Source organism: Desulfobacterales bacterium (assembly GCA_030066985.1).
Lineage (GTDB): Bacteria > Desulfobacterota > Desulfobacteria > Desulfobacterales > JAHEIW01 > JAHEIW01.
This window is the reverse complement of record JASJAN010000040.1, coordinates 1-19,506: the sequence shown is the minus strand read 5'-3', so window position 1 is coordinate 19,506 and position 19,506 is coordinate 1. Positions and strand designations below refer to the sequence as shown.

Sequence of the window (19,506 nt, the reverse complement as noted above, 5' to 3'; positions counted from 1 at the left end):
ATCTATTTAATCGTTTATCTTTGAGCCGGACAGGAATTCAGCCAGGTCGACCAATCGCCGGAAGACAGACAGCGTTTGAGTTTGTTACAAATCAAACGGTCGGTGGGAAAGGCCAGCGCTGATGGCAGATCATCAAGCGCAAAAAATCGGACCTCAGCCGCATCAGAGCCAGCTTGCAGTTTACCCCCGGTGACTGTCCCCCAGAACCAGATCCCGACAGTTTGCCGTTCCTTATCGTGGAAGTTGGAATGCACATCAAACACAGGGCCTACCGCTACTTGCAAACCAGTTTCCTCTTTAAACTCCCGTACCGCAGCCATTCGGATATCCTCGTTCCATTCCACGTGGCCACAGGGAATACACCACTGATGGGCATACGAACCCAATCTTTTGACCAGCAGCAGATCATTTTCCTCAACCACAATAACGGCAACACCTACGGTAGGATTGCGGTAGTGGGTCCAGCGACAATGGTCACAAAAGAGATGCGCCATTTGGGCGCTCTCTGACTGCTTGAGCGTCTGGCCACAAAAAGGGCAAAATTGGAAATCCATATGAACCCCTTCCTAACAGATGAACCGCTTTGCTTTGATTCTGACTGTTTGGGCTTAAGCTGTAATTTACAAACAACTATGTCAGAAAAAAGCCCGGTAACACCGCCGGGCTTTAGGTTTAAAGGATGATATGTTGTAGTTTTATTTTGTTAATTTTGAAAAAACGATGGGGAGCGCTTAAGGCATCTGGATAATGGCTGTTTATCAGCCGTTAATACAGGCTCGTGACCGCTTTCCGCTTTCGCGAGCTGCCTTGCGATAACAGTTGTGAAATTCCTCATAATTTTCTGAACAAAAATCACAGCGTTCAAGGTCATCCATCAACCTTCTTTTTTCCATTGAACAGCAAATCTTTGCATTTTCATGATTGGCCATGTGGCACCTCCCTTGTGAACCGTTAGCGGGTGTAGTTAGAACTTATTCAATTAGGCTCAGGAGTGTGCGTACTCCTTATTAAAATATTAAGGGTAATGACGCGGAAGTCAACTCGAGCATTAGAGCTGTGAGTGAAATTGAATACCGGATCGATTTTGACATATTCTGCAGAATACTTAATTTGTTTGAACATTTTAGAGAAATTAAACGCAGCTTATCAAATCATAGGTGTGTGCATGAAAGGTTTAGAAGATTGGCTCAAAAAGTCACAATTTTAAAGTGTATATCTCTTCCAGAGAGATTAAACGGCCTGATGATGAATGGTGCCACCGCTATCATACTGTTGATCATTCTTGCCCTAACGACACCTGTTGCTCAGGGGTCGCAGAACACCGCTCGGCATCACCTTCAGGTCGAATTGTTTCCAGGGCAACAGCGTCTGCAAGTGCTGGATCAGATAACTTTTGAGAACAGCTTGAATGGTACAGCGACATTTAAACTTTCACCTCGGGCGAAAAGGCTCGAGGTTTCTCAAAACGGCAGCTCACTTGAATTTGATTTTGAGGGCGGTCTGCTGCTGGTCAGATTGCCGCAAGACCACAGCAGCTCAAAAAGCCAGATAACTATTGGTTATACGGCCGTTTTTGATGATCCGGCCCCCATACGCCCGGCAAATGCCGACAATCCCGGATACGGTGTCAGTGCCACGATCTCCGAACGTGGCAGTTTTTTGCTGGCCGGCTCCGGCTGGTACCCCCAGTGGGTTGAGGGGCATTCGGCCTATACGTTGAAGGTGATTGCACCCAAGGGCATGCTGGCCGTAACTGCCGGTCAATCCAAAGGGCATAGAACCCAGGACGGTAAAAGCGTATCTACATGGCTGATCAAAGATCCCATCCGGGGACTCAGTTTATCGGTTGGTCCATACGTCGTGCGCCAAAAAAAGGCAGGCCAAATTACTGCTGCGACTTATTTCTTTCCGGAAACCGATCACCTGTCAGATGCTTACCTGGATGCTACGGTTAGATATCTGACGCTGTATCAGGATCTTTTCGGTCCTTATCCGTTCGATAAATTTGCGGTCGTTGAGAATTTCTTTCCAACCGGATATGGTTTCCCCTCTTACACCCTGATCGGCGGGCGGGTCCTGAGATTGCCGTTTATCATCCATACCAGTCTAGGGCATGAAATTGCCCATTGCTGGTGGGGCAACGGCGTACTGGTCGATTATGAGGCGGGCAACTGGAGCGAAGCATTAACCACTTATGTAGCTGACTATTTATACAAAGAAATGAAATCCAAAGACGACGGCCGCGCATATCGACAACAGATTTTGAGAAACTACGCCACCCTGGTCAAACCGGGTCAGGATTTTGCGCTGCATCGTTTTCAAAGCCGATATAATCCGATTACCAAAACCATCGGTTATGACAAAGGGGCCATGGTATTTCATATGCTGCGACAACAGCTGGGCGATGATGCGTTCTGGGGAGCCCTCAAAGACATTTACCGGGAGCGACTGTTTAAGGAAACCTCTTGGCACGATATGCAAAAGGTTTTTGAATCCCGTGCCGATCGATCACTGGAAGGCTTCTTTAAACAATGGGTATTTCGCAAAGGGGCCCCCCAAATTTACCTGGATGACGTTCAAGCACGACAGACCGGTAAGACCTGGACCATTGAAGGGCGTGTCGTGCAGAAGAATCCAACCTTCAGCTTTGAGATGAATTTGGTGCTGCAAAATCGCGGCAAGACGATCTCCCAGACCATCCAGGTGGCTCATAAAGAAACGCGATTTAAAATGGTCAGTGATTCCATGCCGCTCAAACTGAGTGCGGACCCCGATGTTGATCTATTCAGGTTACTGTTTGCTGACGAAATTCCCCCGGCGATTAATTCTCTCAAAAGCACTGAGGCGCTGCTGGTTTTACTGGCAGATAACCTTGAGCCGGATATCAAAAGCGCGACGCGAATGCTGCTGCGCTCTTTGGGCGTCAAGAACTACACATTTGCACAGGAAAGCGCCTTTGATCAACAAGAGTTTAGCGAAAATGACATATTGATGGTTGGTTATCCAAAACAAAAGGAACTGCTTTCAAAAATGCCACAGCAGGTGGTTATCAACCCAAAATCCTTTATCCTAAACAAAAAATCCTATGACCATGCAACGGACATATTTTTTGGGGTATTTGTCCACCCGCAGCGCAAAGACCGTGTGACGGCGTTGTTTTTGCCGCTGTCGTCGGCGCATGCGGAAGAAGTCGCCCGCAAGGTAACGCATTACGGTAAATATAGTTATCTGGCATTTCAAAAGGGATCAAACCGCGATAAGGGCTTCTGGTTGACCGAGCAATCACCCCTTGAATACCAATGGTTGCAGAGCGGCAGCACTCGCTCGCCAAATATTAGCCGCCGGTCCCCATACGGTGCTTTTGAGATATCAGACAGGATGCCGCATAATACTAAGCTAAGCAAGAAATGAGGAATACGATTATGAGCAAAAGTACCGTTGTGATCTTTATTGCTGTTTTGGTGATTGGTATGACTTTTGGAGCCGGCTCCGCGCATGAAGCCTATCGTCTACACGATTTTAATCGTGGAATGGATTTGACGCTTGCTGAGGCGGTCGCCGATTTGAAAAAAAACCGGATCGTGCTGGTGGGCGAGCATCACAGTAAGGTTCAGCATCACAGAGCCCAACTTGCAGTAATTCGCGCCCTTAAGGAAGCCGGCGTTGAAGTTGCCATTGGCCTGGAGATGTTTCGCCATGAAAGCCAGCTTGAGCTTGACCGGTGGGTATCCGGTAAAATCGACACCAAGAGCTTCGAGAAAATATACTATGACAATTGGAATTTTCCCTGGCAAGCCTATAGCATGATCTTTGAGTATGCCCGTGAAAATCAAATACCGATGATCGGGTTAAATGTCCCGCGGGAAATTACCCGCAAAGTATCCCGCGACGGTTTTAAATCGCTGACACCTGAGCAGAAAGGACAGTTGGCTGAAGTCAGCTGTGTGGTCGACCAGCAGTATATGAACTACATCAGGCAGGCCTTTGGCGGCCACGGTCATGGTCAGCTTAATTTTATCTACTTCTGCGAAGCCCAGATGGTATGGGATACGGCTTTCGCTGTTTATTCACTAAACTATCTGGAAAAAAATCCAAATGCCGTCGTTGTGCTCCTGACCGGTGTCGGTCATGCCCAAAAAGGTGCGGTGCCGAGGCAAATCCAATTGCGATCAAAACTGCCCCATACGGTTATTTTACCGGAGGTCGCCGGGGGCATCGACAAGCAAACCATCAGCTCAAATGAGGCCGATTATATCATCCTCGGTCTACAAAAATAGCTGGTGTCAAAAACCGTAGTCACCTAAACCGATCAAGCAAAGCAGCTTTTTTGGAATTGTGGAATAATGGAATGCTGGAATATTGGGCCTTGGAATTCAGAATGATAAAAATTAGACATTCTGTCTTTCATATCAATATTCCAATCTTCCGGTACCCAGATTTGATTTATCGATTTCTGATTGGACATTGATTGATAACGCCAAGCCTAAAGGCATTTGACGATGAACTACTGTAGTAACTGCGGACACAAAGTGGAATTGGGTACACCCCCGGGTGATGATCGACCACGCCACTTGTGCGCATCCTGCGGCACCATCCATTACGAAAATCCCAAGGTGGTAGTGGGCTGCATACCGGAAATGGGTGAAAAGCTTTTGCTGTGCCGGCGGGCGATCGAACCGCGCTCCGGTATGTGGACGCTGCCGGCCGGCTACCTGGAAAACGGTGAAACTGTTGCGCAGGGTGCTCAGCGTGAAACACTGGAAGAGGCCGGAGCCCGCATTGATATTATCGCCCCGTATGCGCTGTTTAACATCAGCTATGTCAGCCAGATTTATGTGATGTTCCGCGCGCGGATGCTCGACGATCATTTTGCAGCCGGCCACGAAAGCAGCGACGTACGATTGTTTGCGGAAAGCGAAATCCCCTGGGATGAAATTGCTTTCACCGTAATAGAAGCGACATTGCGACAATACTTCAAAGACAAACCCACTGGTTCATTTCCCTTCCACATGGGAGACATTTTACCGCAAACAAGAGAAATCGCAGGCGAGTATTGACGGATGATGTACACATTTTATATTATGATACCTGTATTTTGCATGAAAATAGATGAGAATCTTTTCACCATTTAGTTACAGCAGACTTGCATATGGGTGACAAACAAACTATTTTAATTAAAATGAAAAAAGATAAGGATTTTGTTTATTTCTCATCTATTTTCACCCTTAGAACAGCGCGGCGAGCCGGAGGCTCCCATAGGTCCGCCTCAGGTGGATTATTAAGGGCGAAGCATAGTCGACTATAGCCTCGCCCTTAAGTGCCTTGCCTATGGAAGCTTCCAATTCGTGCTATAATAAGGTTATTCATAAATAGTCAGCTGAAGTCACATGACACCAGAACAAAATAGGCGAAATCACATATCCAGGACATTGCTATATGCGCTAGTGTTCGCATTGCCGCTTTTTATGATTTCCGCCTGTGGTGATAAAAAAGACAGCGCCACAGATCAAAGCACTGAGGCACCATCCGATAGTTTTACATTTTTCGATTTGGGTACAGATTCCAGGCTATCTGAGGGCGTTCGAAAAAATCTCAATCGCCAACTGGGAAATGACGCTATTGAAAGAAAAAGTTTGCTCAATCTGGAAATCAACTATTACGGCTTTCTGCAAGAACACTTTCCTGCCCTTCACGCATTGAACATTCAATTGAATCCTACTTCCGGGGAACGCATCGAGCACAATATTTCAAAATTGATGTATCGATACGCCCGCAAAAAAGACCTGCCATTTGATCTTGTCGAGCTGGTCTTTTCAAATTATAGCCAGCGTCCTTTGTTGTTTAAAATCAACTTCAAAGAAGATGAAGCCAGCGTGGTTGCAACGCTCAAGACCAAATACGGCGAACCCCAAACAATTGACTGGCAGCACAAAAACGGCCAATCTTTGTATTGGCAGAAAAACAACGATGTTTTCATGGTATCCCTCGTCCCAGACCAGTTCGGTGATCCAGCATATCAAATCCGAATATTTTTCGTCGACAACATAAATGCGCTCCTCGAGCAGGAATTGATCGAAAAAGAAAGACAGGAGCTGAAAAGGGCTAAATCAGGCCAAAGAGCCTTTTGATCGATGCGCGTCTTTTGTGTATTTCAATATATTTAAATCTGTTGCGAAATCCCACCTGATGTTGGGGTCACAGGTGGACACTCCCATTTTTGAGATCATTATCGATCGGGTCACAAAACCAAACAGACGACTATAAAATGGCCATGCAGGAAATGGAAATCAGGGGTTATTACCCGGGAGTTGTGGGCAAGATCACCGAACTGCATGCCATCTATTATTATGATCACTGGGGATTTGATTGTTCATTTGAAACCCAGGTGGGTAGAGAACTTTCGATTTTTGTCAATGAGTTCGATGAAGACCGCGATGGCCTATGGGTGGCAACCGTAGACGGAAAATTTGCGGGTGCAGTAGCCATCGACGGCCAACAGGCCATGACTGAAGGGGCCCGCTTACGTTGGTTCATCGTGGATCCCAAATTTCAAGCCACCGGCTTGGGCAGCCGCTTGATTTCTCGGGCGGTCGAATTTTGCAAAGACAAAAGCTATCCCAAAATTTTTTTGTGGACCTTTGAGGGGCTGGATGCCGCCCGCCGGCTTTACGAGCGCCACAATTTCCGATTGTGTGAATCCCACGAGATCGATCAATGGGGTCAGCTCATCAAAGAGCAGAAATTTGAATTGAATTTTTGAAATATATACTGCCGAGAGAAAGGCTGATCATGATGCAAAAAATAGATGTTCATATGGGCAAATGGATTGAAGCGGGTTTCAACTTGTATAAAAACAACTTTATGACACTGGTCCTGGCTGCGCTGATAGCGCTGGTCTTAAGCACGGTCAGCATCGGCATTTTAACCGGCCCGATGATCGCCGGTTTGATCATAATGACGCTGCAACTTGTGCGCAGCGAAGAACCCAAACCTGAGCCCGGTGCAGTTTTTAGAGGGTTCAGCTATTTTCTGCATTCGTTTCTCTTTACCGTCATCTGGGGAATTGTGATCCTGATTGGTTCCCTGGTACTGGGTTTGTTTCCGATCATCGGGCAGCTGGCTTCCTTGTTCTTCGTCTATGCTGCCCAAGCCTTTTTGATGTTCGGTCTGTATCTGATTGTCGACCGCCAGATGGCTTTCTGGCCGGCTTCTCAGATCAGCATCCAGGCGGTCAAAACCAATTTTTGGCCTTTTTTTGGTCTGGCAGCCATCGCCAGCATCATTGGCAGTATCGGCGCGCTAGCCTTCGGCATTGGTGTTGTTTTAACCATCCCTATTCAAATTTGTATTTTGGCTGTCGCCTATCAGGAAATATTCGGCCAAGAAAAGCCTTCATCCACACCGGACTTTACTTCTGCAGAACCGTTTTAAGACGCAATTTGCCCTTCACCTTTTTATCTATCGGAGCTGGGGCTGGATTCCCTAAAAAGCCGCATAAAGTCGTCTTGAATTTTGCAAAAAAGTGTATAATTTAGCGTTAACCTAAAATTTTTTGCGGTTATCGATGAAGGAGGACTCGATTATGAAAGAAAAGCGGAATATACATTTAAAAGTACAGGAGATGTGTGATTGTTATGCCACCACAGATCCGTTGAAGGAAATGTCCGAAATAGAGGGGGAAAGCGATCAGGAAGAGGCTGCCGTCAAATGGCTCGCGCTGGCCGCGCTGCATGGTGTCAACAACAATGCCAAAGAGGTTTCCATCAGGCGTTCAAAAGATGGAAATATCAAGGTGACCGCCACATATCGCGAATCCGAACTTCCAACACCAGGCACCGAAATTGGCGAGAAGATCATGCGCACCGTTCGTGAAATTACACATATTGAAAGCGGTAAAGGCAAATCCCCTCTGGCATTGGGTATTCGTGAAGACAGCATCGAACTGAAGATCAAAATGAAATCCAAAGAGAAGGGAGATCGGGTTACCCTGACCTTCCCGGGATAGCGGATGAAACGCAACTTTTTGCTCAAAGCGGACGCCGCCATCAATATCAGTTTGGGCATCCTGTTGATGGCGTTCCCGGCCGGACTGGCAAAGGTATTGGGCATCCCGCCGGCAGCGTCATCCTTTTATCCAACCCTTTTAGGCAGTATACTTTTTGGAATTGGCCTGGCCCTGTTATTTGGATGTTATGGGAAATCCAGCCGCTTCAATGGGCTCGGGCTGGGAGGCGCCATTGCCATTAACCTTTGTGGTGGATTGGTCCTGACTGTCTGGCTTCTGTCCGGTGCATTAAAGCTGTCTTTAAGAGGACAGCTCCTGCTTTGGTTGTTGGTTCTGCTTCTAATTGGGCTGAGCCTCCTTGAAGGTCTCGCTTATTTGCAAGACGATGCAACCAATCCCTGATAACTCATGGTTAATAACCCAAATGGGCAAGATCTCATCAACCGGATTATCGAGCGTCACGGGGGAATGAAGCTCTGGTCTGCGGTTGAATCAATCAGCATGCACGCCAAAACCGGGGGCGTCGCCTTGCCGTTGCGCTTTAAATTTGGCGCCTTCAAGGATTATCGTGCCCACATCCGTGCCCACGAGGTGTACGTCCGGATTACGCCACACCCCAGGTCCGGGATGCAAGGCATCTTTTCCGAAGATACCGTCCGTATTGAATCTGAAAACGGTGAAATCATTCAGGAACGCCAAAGCGCCCGCAAGGCATTCAAAGATTGGCGCCATAAAATCTGGTGGGATCATTTAGATGCCACCCATTTTGCCGGCTATGCCCTCTGGAATTACCTGACAACACCCTTTTTGCTGTGCCGGCCGGGGATTCATTTACAAAAGTTATCCCCCTGGCAGGAAAATAACGAGACCTGGAATCGCCTGCAAGTTACCTTCCCACCGGGTCTCTTAACCCACTCTCCACAGCAAACATTTTACTTTGACACCGAGGGTTTGCTCAAACGTCACGATTACACCGCCCTGGTTTTTGGAAATTTTGCCAAAGCCGCGCACTACTCCTGGGATCACAAGGAAATAAGCGGCATACCATTTCCAACTCGCCGGCGGGTGTTTCCACGCAAAAAAGACGGATCGCCGCTGCGCCTTATTACCCTGGTCAGTATCGATATCGAGGATATCCAAATACAAATGAGATAGTATCAGATCAACTGTCACCACGTCGCTAAATGATGAAACCAAACGTTATCACCACCAGTTTGTTGTGTTTACTTATCCTGTGGGGTTGTGCCGCCGTCCGGCACGAACAGATCCCTGAAAACAGCATTATCCCGGAAGAAAAACGGCAGCTGGAAAGCTATGCGGCCTTTGTCAAGGAAAACATGTCACAAATCAAGCAGCATTATTCAACCGACTATGCCCCTTATGAATTTATCGTCGACACCTCATACGGCAGTGCGATCATTCAGAATTTGATCGAACCCGAGCAGGTGGCCGCCATTAATGTCCTGCTCCGCACAGATGTTATCTCCAGAGAACCGCACAAGGTAAAGCGAATCTATCAGTACATCCTCAGCCGCTATCAGTATGTGATGGATCCCCACAGATGGCAGTCAGTCGAAGAGACCCTTCAGACCCGCAAAGGAGATTGCAAAAGCTTATCCTTGCTGTTGATGTCATTTTTGGTATCAGCCGGCTACGATGCATACGCCGGCATCTCCAATGGCCATATGTGGGTGGTGGCGTATGAGAACCATCGCTGGCAGGTGCTGGAACTGGATCGGAATTCTGACAGAAAAATAATTTACGGCATCCCGGGTTTTTACGATGACCCGCTGTATAAAATTTACCCCGATCGTTCTGAAAAAAGACGGCGGCTGAATTGAGGGCCCGCAACAAAGAGCGGCTCGAAGCTTGACCTGAGATGAAAAATGCAAAGTTTTAATTAGAATATGCAAACGATAAAATTGGTTTTAAATAATAACAAAAGCGGAGAAGGACACCATGCAATCAGATAATATTGAAGTCATTCGCTGGTTGGAAAAAACAGCACCGGATGAGGCCTTGTTGCGCGGCTTGATGGCGGATGAAGATTTACACCCCTATGTGTGGTCCAACGGCCCCGGGGATGTTTACGGTGCCCATGACCATTCCTATCACAAGGTCATTTTTGTGGTTCGCGGCTCCATCACTTTCGGTCTGCCGGATGCCGGAGATAAAGTCACCCTGAACAGCGGGGATCGCCTGAATTTGCCGGCCGGTGTGCGGCACAATGCCGTTGTTGGGCCCGAGGGTGTCGCCTGCCTGGAAGCCCATCGCTAAGTTACCCATAAACAAAGTGTATCTCAGTTCACATGAAGCCTGTTGAAATATTAAAAGACCTGTTTTTTATCGAGCGCGGTTTCCTGAATGGCAACCATTTTGCCTATTGGTCTGAAAAACCGGTTTTAATTGATACCGCTTATATTGCCGATTTTGACCAAACCGCAAAGTTGATCAAACAGCTGGGCATAAAACTGGCAGATGTGCAGTTGATTATCAGCACCCACTGCCATTGCGATCACATCGGCGGCAATCGACACATTCAGGATCAATCCGGTTGTGATATTGCGCTGCATAAAATCGGAAAACATTTTATTGATACGCGCAATGATCGGGCCACCTGGTGGGGGTACTTCGATCAGGAAGCCGATTTTTTCGACTGCACAATCGAATTGAACGACGGGGACATTCTCCAAGTCGGCCCACATGAATTCACGGTCATGCATACACCGGGCCATGCCGCGGAGGGGATCGTGCTGTATAACCGCCGCGATAAACTGCTCATCTCTTCCGATACCCTCTGGAAAAACGATATGGCCGTTATGACCCTGCAGATCGAGGGCAGTGCAGCGCCCTTTCAAATGCTGGAGTCCCTTGAAAAACTGTCGGCTCTCGACGTTCAGATCGTTTATCCCGGACACGGCCCAGCATTCACGGATATGCATAAAGCCCTGACGAGAACCCGCAGACGGCTCAATCACTTTCTGAACCATCGTGATCAAATGGGTCTCGACCTGTTGAAAAAAATATCCATTTATACTTTGATGATGCGCAAAACTGTGGATGAAAATTCATTTTATGATGACCTGATGAAAACCCACTGGTATAAGGAAACCGTTGATCTGTATTTTAATGCCGAATACCGGCCCATCTATGATACCATTATGAAAGATTTTTTGAAGCGCGGTATCGTCATAACGCAAAACGGCTATATGCAAACAACCATCAAACCTTGAAGGAGATAACATGAGCAAGATTAAAGTGATTCGCAATCCCAGCCCTGAGCAACTCAAAGAGCTGGGTGTCAGCGACTGGCCCATATGGACCAAGGAATCATCGGAATTTCCCTGGTCCTACGATGAATCTGAGACCTGCTACTTCCTGGAAGGCGATGTTGTCGTCACACCCGAAGGGCAGGAACCGGTCGAAGTCGGCAAAGGGGATCTGGTCACCTTCCCCACCGGCATGTCCTGCACCTGGAAAATCCGTAAAGACGTTAAAAAGCATTATCGGTTCGGGTAAAGGCCTGACAATGCCAAACGCAAGACTGACCGACACCCACGCCCACATATGCGATCCTAGCTTTGATGGCGACCGGCAGGCGGTTTTGACAAGAGCTGGCAAAGCCGGTGTCAATGCCATCATTGCTGTTGGGGAAAATATTAGCGATGCGCGCAAAAACATCGAGCTGTCCCGCAAATACCCGATATGCAAACCGGCTGCCGGGCTATATCCGACGCACCTGGATTTAGAACAAGCTCATCTATTGGCAGGTTTTCTGCGCCATCATCAATCCCGGTTGGTGGCCATCGGAGAAGTGGGGCTCGATTACTGGGTCATAAAAGATGATCCCCAAAAAGAGCTGCAACGCGAAATTCTAAAAATATTTATCGATTGTTCAAAAGAGCTAAATCTGCCGTTGAACATACACTCCCGATCTGCCGGCCGTCATGCGATTGCGCTGCTGCTGGAAAACAATGCCGCCCTGGTACAAATGCATGCCTTTGACGGCAAAGCCGCTGCCGCTTTACCGGCGGTTGAAGCCGGTTACTATTTTTCAGTGCCACCATCGGTGGTCCGCTCCCGCCAGAAGCAAAAACTGGTTAAACGCCTGCCCCTTTCCTGTCTGCTGATAGAAACCGACAGCCCGGTTCTGGGCCCCACCCCGCAGGAACGCAATGAACCGGCAAATGTCTGGCAATCGGTCAAAGCCATCGCGGAGATTAAGGACGTCTCTGAAGAAGAGGTTGTGACGGCTGTAACTGAAAATACCGAGCGGTTATACGGAAAGTTAACGGAAGTTTCTTTTGAAAAATAATTACCACAGAGCTCGCGGAGCCCACGGAGAAATCAAAAACTTTCAATCTAACGCTTAACAGTTTTAATTTATCTCTGTGAGCTCTGTGCTCTCTGTGGTAAAAATTTACACTATTTCTATGAAAGCTCAGCCCGGTACATATGCGTTGATCATGACTTGTGATTCCGATCAACAGGTTGAGGTCGGCAAGCTCGGCCGATTTAATATCAAACCCGGCAGCTATGTGTACGTCGGCAGCGCCTTCGGTCCCGGCGGTCTCAAAGCGCGCATTGCCCACCATATCCGCATGTCGCACCGTCCGCACTGGCACATGGATTATTTACGACCGATTTTAAAACTAAAAGAAGTATGCTATTCGTATCACCCTGAAAGACATGAACACCGATGGGCAGGCGCCTTCAATGGTTTTAAAGGTGCCTCAGTTCCAATTATCGGTTTCGGCGCTTCAGATTGCAGCTGCCCATCTCATCTTTTCAGATTCAGCCGCAAACCGTCCGATCGGCTATTGCGCCGTAAATTGAAGTGTCATTTAATGGGTTGCCGCCAACAGCCCGGCGTTATTTGAGTGGATTCATCTTGGAAGAAGTATTGATTTCACCCGTATTCGTTCATAGAATATAGAACTTATGATCGTTAGACCGCCAGAAATAAATACGGATGCAATAAGTCACTGTTTTCAGCAGCTGCCACGACAATATTCGGAGATAATGTCGCATTGAAGTTGGGAGGTCATATGATACAACGTCGTTCTTTACCTTTGGTGCGCGTAGCCATCTTGATAAGCCTTGTTCTGGTCTCAGCCGGTGCCGGCGCCGAAAAGCTGACGGGATCAGATGTCTTTGTGTTGGGTCAGCATGCCTATGTTGCGGGGGGGACGCACGGGCTTCACGTAGTCGATATCCGCGCTAATCAGCCTATCCAGGTTGCCGCGGTGGATACGCCCGGAGAAGCCAAGGGCGTTTTTGCCATCAGCAGCTTTGCTTATGTAGCCGCCGGTTCTGCCGGTCTTCAAATTATAGATATTCGCAAACCGGATAGCCCCAGGATTACTGGTTCGATTGCGACACCCGGTGATGCGCGCAATGTTTATGTGTTTGGCGATTACGCCTGCGTGGCGGATGCCCAGGCCGGTCTTCAGGTGATCAACATACGCGATGCCGCACACCCGAGAATAGAAGCATCTTTGTCTCTTCCGGGCAAGGCTCACAGCGTTTTTGTTGCCGGCGACCATGCGTATGTGGCAGCCGGCAGGGGCGGTCTTCAGATTATTAACATCAAAAGACCTTCTCAGCCGATATTGGCGGCATCTGTCAATGCACCGCGAGATGCGCGCTCGGCTATTATCTTGGAAGAAAATGCCTTTGTAGCTGATTTGCTCGGTGGTATTTATACGATCAATATCAGCAACCCGAAACAGCCGCGTGTGACCGGGTCGCTGGTGACACCCGGTGAGGCCCAGGGTGTCTACCCGCTGTATGACCTGCTTCTGGTCGCTGACGGTTCCGGTGGTCTTCAGCTTATCAATATTCGCAACCCTAAATCTTTACAAGTCGTTGCCGCATACGACACTCCCGGTGAAACACGTAATGTATACGGCTTGGCGAGTACTTTTTATGTGGCCGGATTAAACTTTGGCCTGGGTGTATTTGACGTTATCGATCGTGCCAGATTGAAAACTCCTGGAATTTTTCTATTTAGCCCGGGGCAGTAGGCATCATTTTTGATAAAAAATCTCAGCCATATGACATCGTTTTAGAACAAAACACGAAACATGCGCATAAACAAAATCGTTTTAATTGTGATTATTGGGCTGGTGCTGGCGGCCGTTGCGACCGTTGCGACTCTGATGTTCGTGGATCCTTCTGTTTTTCGCAATCAAATTGAGACCAGAGCCAGCGAAGCCTTCGGCCGGAAATTTAAGATAGCCGGCCCCATTGATTTGGAACGCTCCCTGCAACCGCGAATAATCGTCGAGGATATATCCATCGCCAACCCGGATTGGGCCACGAGCCCGTATTTTGCTACGGCTGAAAAAGTCGCTGTCCAAGTGGCTCTTATACCACTGTTTTTCGGCAAATTGGAAGTTCTGGATGTTGTATTTAACGGTGCGAATCTGATCATCGAGAAAGGCCCTGACGGTGTCAATAATTACACTTTTGGAGATCGCGACCAAAGCGACGCACCCAGGCTATTCCCGGCGGTTGAACGCTTCCAGGTCAATGACAGCGTCATCGATTATAAAACCGCTGACGGACACAGCATGCGCTTTGGGATCAATCACGCCCGGCTCTGGAACATTCCCGGAGAGCCGGAACGAATTGAGGCTAAGGGCTCAACCAAAGACATGACATTTACCCTCCTGCTGGCCGCTGATGGTGCTGCAGAGTTATCGACGCCTGAAAACCCGTGGTCCATTCATTTGGACATCCAAGGGCCCGATATGTCACTGGCACTTGCCGGGCAAATGGAGCAGGCATTCAAATGGCAACGGGGCGACTACCACATCAAGATCAGTGGCAGCCAGGCGGATTCTCTTGAAACACTATTTGGCGAGACTTTTCCAACCACCGGCCCTTTTGATTTATCGGCCAACGTCAATAAATATCCGGGTTCCTTCCGCGTGACCGACATCACCGCCCGACTCCAGGGGCCTGCGGAAACACCCGCACTCAATATCCTTAGTGGAGAAGCCTCCGGCGGACAGGACGATCCGCTTCAGGTTTCCGTGCAGGGGCAGTTTGGAGAAACACCGTTTGCGCTTAAGATCAACTCTTCGCAATCTCTTAAGGGTATCTCGCATACAGCCCCCTGGCCGATAGCGGCACAACTAGACGTGGTGGATACAAAATTGACCATCAAAGGAGAATTGATCCCGACCAATATCAAGGAACGTTTAGAGTTTGATGCCCGATTGCAGGGCAAAAATCTGGAGGCCCTGGCAAAATTCCTCGACGCGGGATTGCCGCAAACCGGTCCCTATCAGCTTTCATTTCGCACTCAATTTCAAGAAGATCATTTCACCTTCAGCAAACTCAAAGGCACCATTGAAAAAGTTGGGCCCTGGCAGACGCTAAGCGTTGCACAGGGCAGCATAACCGCTAACAAAAAAGGATCCCTAACGGCATCACTGGACGCCAAGCTTGACAAAGTCCCCTTAACGCTGTCCATGACAGGCGGCCCCACAGCAACCGCTAAGACCGCCAACAAGACCTGGCCCCTAAAATTTGAAGCCGCTGCCTCCGGGGCGACCATTAAGGGCGAAGGCGCTATCGGGACCAGCGAAGGCGGCAACGTCTTACAGCTTGCTACGCGTATCTCTGGCAATCGCTTTGAGAGTCTGAGCCCGTTGTTCGGTACTTCTCTTCCAGCCATCGGTAAATTCGATCTACGGGCTGACATCAACAGCGACGGTACTGGGCACCAAATCAATAACCTGCAGATTCAGGCTAGAAAAAACCGAATTACCGGAAGTGCCCGCTGGGAAGACAAAGCACCCCGACCGGCTCTGAGCGGCAAGTTGTCTGCCAAGCGCCTCACCCTCAGCGCGTTTAACGCCTCATCCAAAACAGCGGCGAAAAGCAAGTCGAAGGGGCTGTTGGATCGCCTTATAAAGTTTGAGAGTTTAAAAGCCTTTGACGCCAAGCTTGACCTTTCGGTAAAGGATATAGTGGACAGCCCTATTCCCGTTACAGACGTTAAATCTACCGTGACACTGGAAAACGGTAACCTGGGTGTCACGTTTCGCACAAAAGCGGCGGGCCACCCCGTAAAAGGTCAAATGCAGCTGCGCCAGCGTAATAACGTTGCCACTGTTTCGCTTAAGGCCAAGGCCGCTAAAATGGATGTGGGCCAAACACTTAAACAGCTAAAAATGCCGGATATCGTTGCCGGGACGGCGGAGACAGTCACCTTTGATGGCAGCAGTCGCGGGAATACGCTGCGCGCATTGCTGGCACAACCGTCCTTCACTGTGCAAATTAAGCCGGCCAACTTGACCTACACACTTGATGTTGGCGACCGGATCTACGATTTCGAGATCGAAAGTGCAGCGATTGGGGCTGATAAAGATCTGCCACTAAAGGGTGATATCAAAGGAACACTGCAGGATGTGCCTTTTAATGCCGAATTCAGCACCGCAAATTTGACCCAAATTCGCAAAGCCGGCTCCCCCCTGCCGTTGCGGGTGAAGTTTCACAGAGAAGACTTGCAGTTACAGGCCGAAGGAAGCATTAACAGGCCATTTGAAAATAAAGTGTTTGAATTGGCGTACGAAATGTCAGGCACCGACATACAGGTTATTGACCCTTTAGCCAATTTTTTGGTGCCGCTGCGGGGCGAGTTCGATACCCGGGGGCGCTTCACGGCTAATGGCAACCGTTTCACATATGAGGAAGATCTGCGGGTCGGCAAAAGTGATCTTAAGGCCAATCTTACCATTGTTCAACAAACACCGCGCCCCATAGTCAAGGGTCTCATAACCGCAACCCAAATACATATGGATGACCTGCAACTGCTGGATGTGGACAGTGAGACGCCGGCAGCCGAAAATAAATCCCGCGTCATTCCCGATTACACCATCCCGGTTGATGCCTTTTTCGCGGTGGATGTGGACATAGAATTAAACGCCAAACAAGTGCGCGGCAAATTGGGCGGTCTCGGTGAAATCATCTCTAAATTTCACCTGAAAAACGGTCAGCTCACATCTTCTTACAGCGCTACAGGGTCTAAGGGCGCCCAGTTCAACGGTGAGTTTGACGTTGATGCCGCTTCGGATCCGCCGTTGTCCAGGTTACACATAAAGGCTAACGATATTGATTTGGGATTTCTGCTGAGCAACCTGGAAGTTACCGACCTGGTTGAAGGCAACGTCGACCTGCTGGTCGATCTTGCCGGCAGCGGCACCACACGTTACAACATTCTTGGAAATGTCGCAGGCCGCATCAGCGTCATCGGCGGTCCCGGCCGAATTTCGGGCCGAAAGATCGATCTGTGGGCGGCCGACCTGGTCCCCACGATGTTATCCAACCAATGGGAAAGTGAGGATGTAACTGAAACAAACTGTCTCGTTGCCCGCATCGAGGTGGGGGAAGGCCAGGCAGCGATAGAAGAATTTTTGCTCGATACCCAGCGCATTACCATCGCCGCCGGCGGTATACTGAATCTTGAAAATGAAGAACTGGATATCATCATGGCCCCCAGACCCAAGCGGGCCAGTCTCGTCAGTCTGGCCAATCCAGTGCGAATTCAAGGCACCCTGACCGAACCGGAAGTATCGGTCACCCGGCTCCCCCGGAGACGTCAGGTGGCCGGTTCGGGCATTTTGGCAGGCCTGGTCAATCCTGCTTTCCTGGTCTTTGCCTTTAGTGACCGCGGCACCGGTGAGGCCAATCCCTGTGATGCCGCGGTGGAACATGCCCGGAACAGACTCGAAACTGAGCAGCAATGAGAGTCGAAACAGTTATCAATCGACCAGAATACACACAAAGGACACTTTAGTTGAAATCACTACACCAGGTAATGCAAACAAGCGAACGATTTTTAATCCTGACGGTTCTCATCCTGTCTCTGCTGATTGTCGGGCCGATTCTGGAGTCTTTCGTGGCTGTCAGCAACCTGATCGATGTCTTTATGACAGCCACCGTCATATGTATGCTGTATCTAATCACCAACAGAAAACGTCTGCTCTATTTTGGCGGTGTTTTGGCGGGCATAATGATCTTGACGATGTGGCTGGATAATTTCTTTGAACATGATATTTTTTCTACGGTAAGTATGATATGCGGTATTTTATTAACGCTTGTTGTGACCAAAAACACCTTAATGTTGATTATTAAAACAGAGACGGTCTCCCGGGAGGTGGTTTATGCGGCCATGCTGCTTTATATTTTGATCGCGAAGATGTGGGCCATGGTTTACATGCTATTGTATCTGATCGATGCGGCCGCCTTTAATTTGTCAGGGGGACTAGGTAATTTACTGTTATTTGAATATTATAGTTTTGTGACGCTGACCACTTTGGGCTTTGGTGATATTACCCCCCTTACCAACGTGGCCAAAATGTTCTCGGCTCTGGAGGCGGTGATCGGTCAGCTTTATCTGGTGGTGGTGATCGCCTGGTTTGTGGGAATGCGGGTTGCTACAAAGTCTAAAAACTCCAGAAAGTAGGTATTGAGTCTCGAAGTTGATTTTAGAATTTGGTTTTTCATAAGGTTTCAGTGTTTCCGCCGAAGGCGGATCAGGTGTCAGGTGTCAGCATTCAACTTTTATTCCGTGGCATGCAATCTCTCTTGAAACGCTTTTTGTCCACAGCTTTCAAGGCAAAGGTTAGGCCCTCCGGGCCAAAGACTGACACCTGAACACTGAAACCTGAAACCTTATTGAGTTTCTTGACCCTTGAGCTGATTGACAATGATGGGCACCGCCGGTGGTATGCGTTGGCTGCTGAGCGTAATATTGCGAATCATCGACAGGTGGGTGCCGTCCACTGTCCGGTGGGGCACCCCTGCCAGTTGGGTTGACGCGACTGTCACCAGGCCATCCCCCAATCCATGGGTTAGGGCAATCATATCTTTTCCCAGGTCATCCACCCATTTTTGCTGCTCAGGCGGCACTTTTCGACGTACGTCAGTCACCCAGCGGTTGATTTCACTTTCCTTCCAGGGGCTGGTCACACCGGCAATAATCAACATTTCTAACCCCGCCGGGTGCGGTCGGGCATTGAGCTCGGTTAAAAAACGGCTTCCCGGCAGCAGGTCGATCTTGGCCTCGCCGACACCGTCGATAATGGACCCCAGCCAGTCTGCTTCGCCTTTTACCAAACGCTCCAGTTGATCACGCATTTCAGCAAACACCCGGAATCTTGCCAGCTGAGAACCATGATTGGGTGTTCCCACCATAATGAAAGCTTCGACCATAGGCACCTGATGGCGATCTGCTGATCTGCCATAGTCTATTTCCGGACGGGTGAGCATTTCTCGGGTAACCAGACCCCCCATGCTGTGGGCTACAATCGAAATGGAATTGATGCCTTGTTGTTTAAACTCCTGCAGCTTGCCGAAAAACAGCTGGGCCGACTCCACGATCGGCTGGTCATTGGGGTAGCGCATCAGCCATACATTATAATCTTGTTTAACCAGTGTAGGGGCCAAATTCTGCCACACCTTACCGGGATCGTCCAGACCGTGAA

Annotated in this window: 20 protein-coding genes; 18 read left to right on the top strand and 2 right to left on the bottom strand. The window is 48.9% G+C overall.

All coding sequences use genetic code 11. The annotated features are described in order from the left end of the window. Positions 1–14: 14 nt before the first annotated feature. A complete protein-coding gene (locus tag QNJ26_17965) occupies positions 15–554 on the bottom strand; it encodes an NUDIX hydrolase (protein MDJ0987431.1) in 540 nt (179 codons plus the stop codon). Positions 555–1,242: 688 nt separating this feature from the next. Here QNJ26_17965 and QNJ26_17960 point away from each other — a divergent pair. The 18 genes from QNJ26_17960 to QNJ26_17875 all read left to right on the top strand — a co-directional run bounded on the left by QNJ26_17960 (position 1,243) and on the right by QNJ26_17875 (position 18,485). Then, complete coding sequence (locus QNJ26_17960; GenBank protein MDJ0987430.1) at positions 1,243–3,411, top strand: M1 family aminopeptidase; 2,169 nt, start codon at positions 1,243–1,245, stop codon at positions 3,409–3,411. Between the two features lie 11 nt (positions 3,412–3,422). After that, complete coding sequence (locus QNJ26_17955; protein MDJ0987429.1) at positions 3,423–4,277, top strand: ChaN family lipoprotein; 855 nt, start codon at positions 3,423–3,425, stop codon at positions 4,275–4,277. 222 nt (positions 4,278–4,499) lie between these two features. Then, the gene (locus QNJ26_17950; GenBank protein MDJ0987428.1) at positions 4,500–5,057 is read left to right on the top strand and encodes an NUDIX hydrolase; all 558 of its coding nucleotides are present in this window, start codon (positions 4,500–4,502) and stop codon (positions 5,055–5,057) included. Between the two features lie 330 nt (positions 5,058–5,387). Beyond that, positions 5,388–6,128 (top strand): hypothetical protein, encoded by a 741-nt coding sequence (locus tag QNJ26_17945; protein MDJ0987427.1) that lies wholly within the window; start codon positions 5,388–5,390, stop codon positions 6,126–6,128. Between the two features lie 89 nt (positions 6,129–6,217). Continuing rightward, complete coding sequence (locus tag QNJ26_17940; GenBank protein MDJ0987426.1) at positions 6,218–6,760, top strand: GNAT family N-acetyltransferase; 543 nt, start codon at positions 6,218–6,220, stop codon at positions 6,758–6,760. A gap of 29 nt (positions 6,761–6,789) precedes the next feature. Next, positions 6,790–7,431, top strand: a complete 642-nt coding sequence (locus tag QNJ26_17935) for a hypothetical protein (GenBank protein ID MDJ0987425.1) — start codon at positions 6,790–6,792, stop codon at positions 7,429–7,431. 151 nt (positions 7,432–7,582) lie between these two features. After that, positions 7,583–8,005: a hypothetical protein gene (locus QNJ26_17930; GenBank protein MDJ0987424.1), complete on the top strand. Its 423-nt coding sequence runs from the start codon at positions 7,583–7,585 to the stop codon at positions 8,003–8,005. Between the two features lie 3 nt (positions 8,006–8,008). After that, on the top strand, positions 8,009–8,407 hold the full coding sequence (locus QNJ26_17925) for a hypothetical protein (GenBank protein MDJ0987423.1): 399 nt from the start codon (positions 8,009–8,011) through the stop codon (positions 8,405–8,407). Between the two features lie 6 nt (positions 8,408–8,413). After that, the gene (locus tag QNJ26_17920) at positions 8,414–9,160 is read left to right on the top strand and encodes a hypothetical protein (protein ID MDJ0987422.1); all 747 of its coding nucleotides are present in this window, start codon (positions 8,414–8,416) and stop codon (positions 9,158–9,160) included. Positions 9,161–9,189: 29 nt separating this feature from the next. Beyond that, positions 9,190–9,846: a transglutaminase domain-containing protein gene (locus QNJ26_17915; protein MDJ0987421.1), complete on the top strand. Its 657-nt coding sequence runs from the start codon at positions 9,190–9,192 to the stop codon at positions 9,844–9,846. Between the two features lie 118 nt (positions 9,847–9,964). Next, positions 9,965–10,282 (top strand): hypothetical protein, encoded by a 318-nt coding sequence (locus tag QNJ26_17910; protein MDJ0987420.1) that lies wholly within the window; start codon positions 9,965–9,967, stop codon positions 10,280–10,282. 32 nt (positions 10,283–10,314) lie between these two features. Continuing rightward, positions 10,315–11,238: an MBL fold metallo-hydrolase gene (locus QNJ26_17905; GenBank protein ID MDJ0987419.1), complete on the top strand. Its 924-nt coding sequence runs from the start codon at positions 10,315–10,317 to the stop codon at positions 11,236–11,238. Positions 11,239–11,248: 10 nt separating this feature from the next. Beyond that, positions 11,249–11,524: a cupin domain-containing protein gene (locus tag QNJ26_17900; GenBank protein MDJ0987418.1), complete on the top strand. Its 276-nt coding sequence runs from the start codon at positions 11,249–11,251 to the stop codon at positions 11,522–11,524. 10 nt (positions 11,525–11,534) lie between these two features. Beyond that, on the top strand, positions 11,535–12,320 hold the full coding sequence (locus QNJ26_17895; protein MDJ0987417.1) for a TatD family hydrolase: 786 nt from the start codon (positions 11,535–11,537) through the stop codon (positions 12,318–12,320). A 151-nt stretch (positions 12,321–12,471) separates the two neighbouring features. Next, positions 12,472–12,885: a GIY-YIG nuclease family protein gene (locus QNJ26_17890; protein MDJ0987416.1), complete on the top strand. Its 414-nt coding sequence runs from the start codon at positions 12,472–12,474 to the stop codon at positions 12,883–12,885. 168 nt (positions 12,886–13,053) lie between these two features. Then, on the top strand, positions 13,054–14,031 hold the full coding sequence (locus QNJ26_17885; protein MDJ0987415.1) for a hypothetical protein: 978 nt from the start codon (positions 13,054–13,056) through the stop codon (positions 14,029–14,031). 60 nt (positions 14,032–14,091) lie between these two features. After that, entirely contained in the window at positions 14,092–17,766 is a 3,675-nt protein-coding gene (locus tag QNJ26_17880) for an AsmA family protein (GenBank protein MDJ0987414.1), read from the top strand. Between the two features lie 50 nt (positions 17,767–17,816). Beyond that, complete coding sequence (locus QNJ26_17875; GenBank protein MDJ0987413.1) at positions 17,817–18,485, top strand: potassium channel family protein; 669 nt, start codon at positions 17,817–17,819, stop codon at positions 18,483–18,485. Between the two features lie 209 nt (positions 18,486–18,694). Here the strand turns inward: QNJ26_17875 and QNJ26_17870 are convergent. Then, positions 18,695–19,506, bottom strand: an 812-nt coding sequence (locus QNJ26_17870; protein MDJ0987412.1) for a hypothetical protein, incomplete at its 5' end; no start/stop codon positions are given.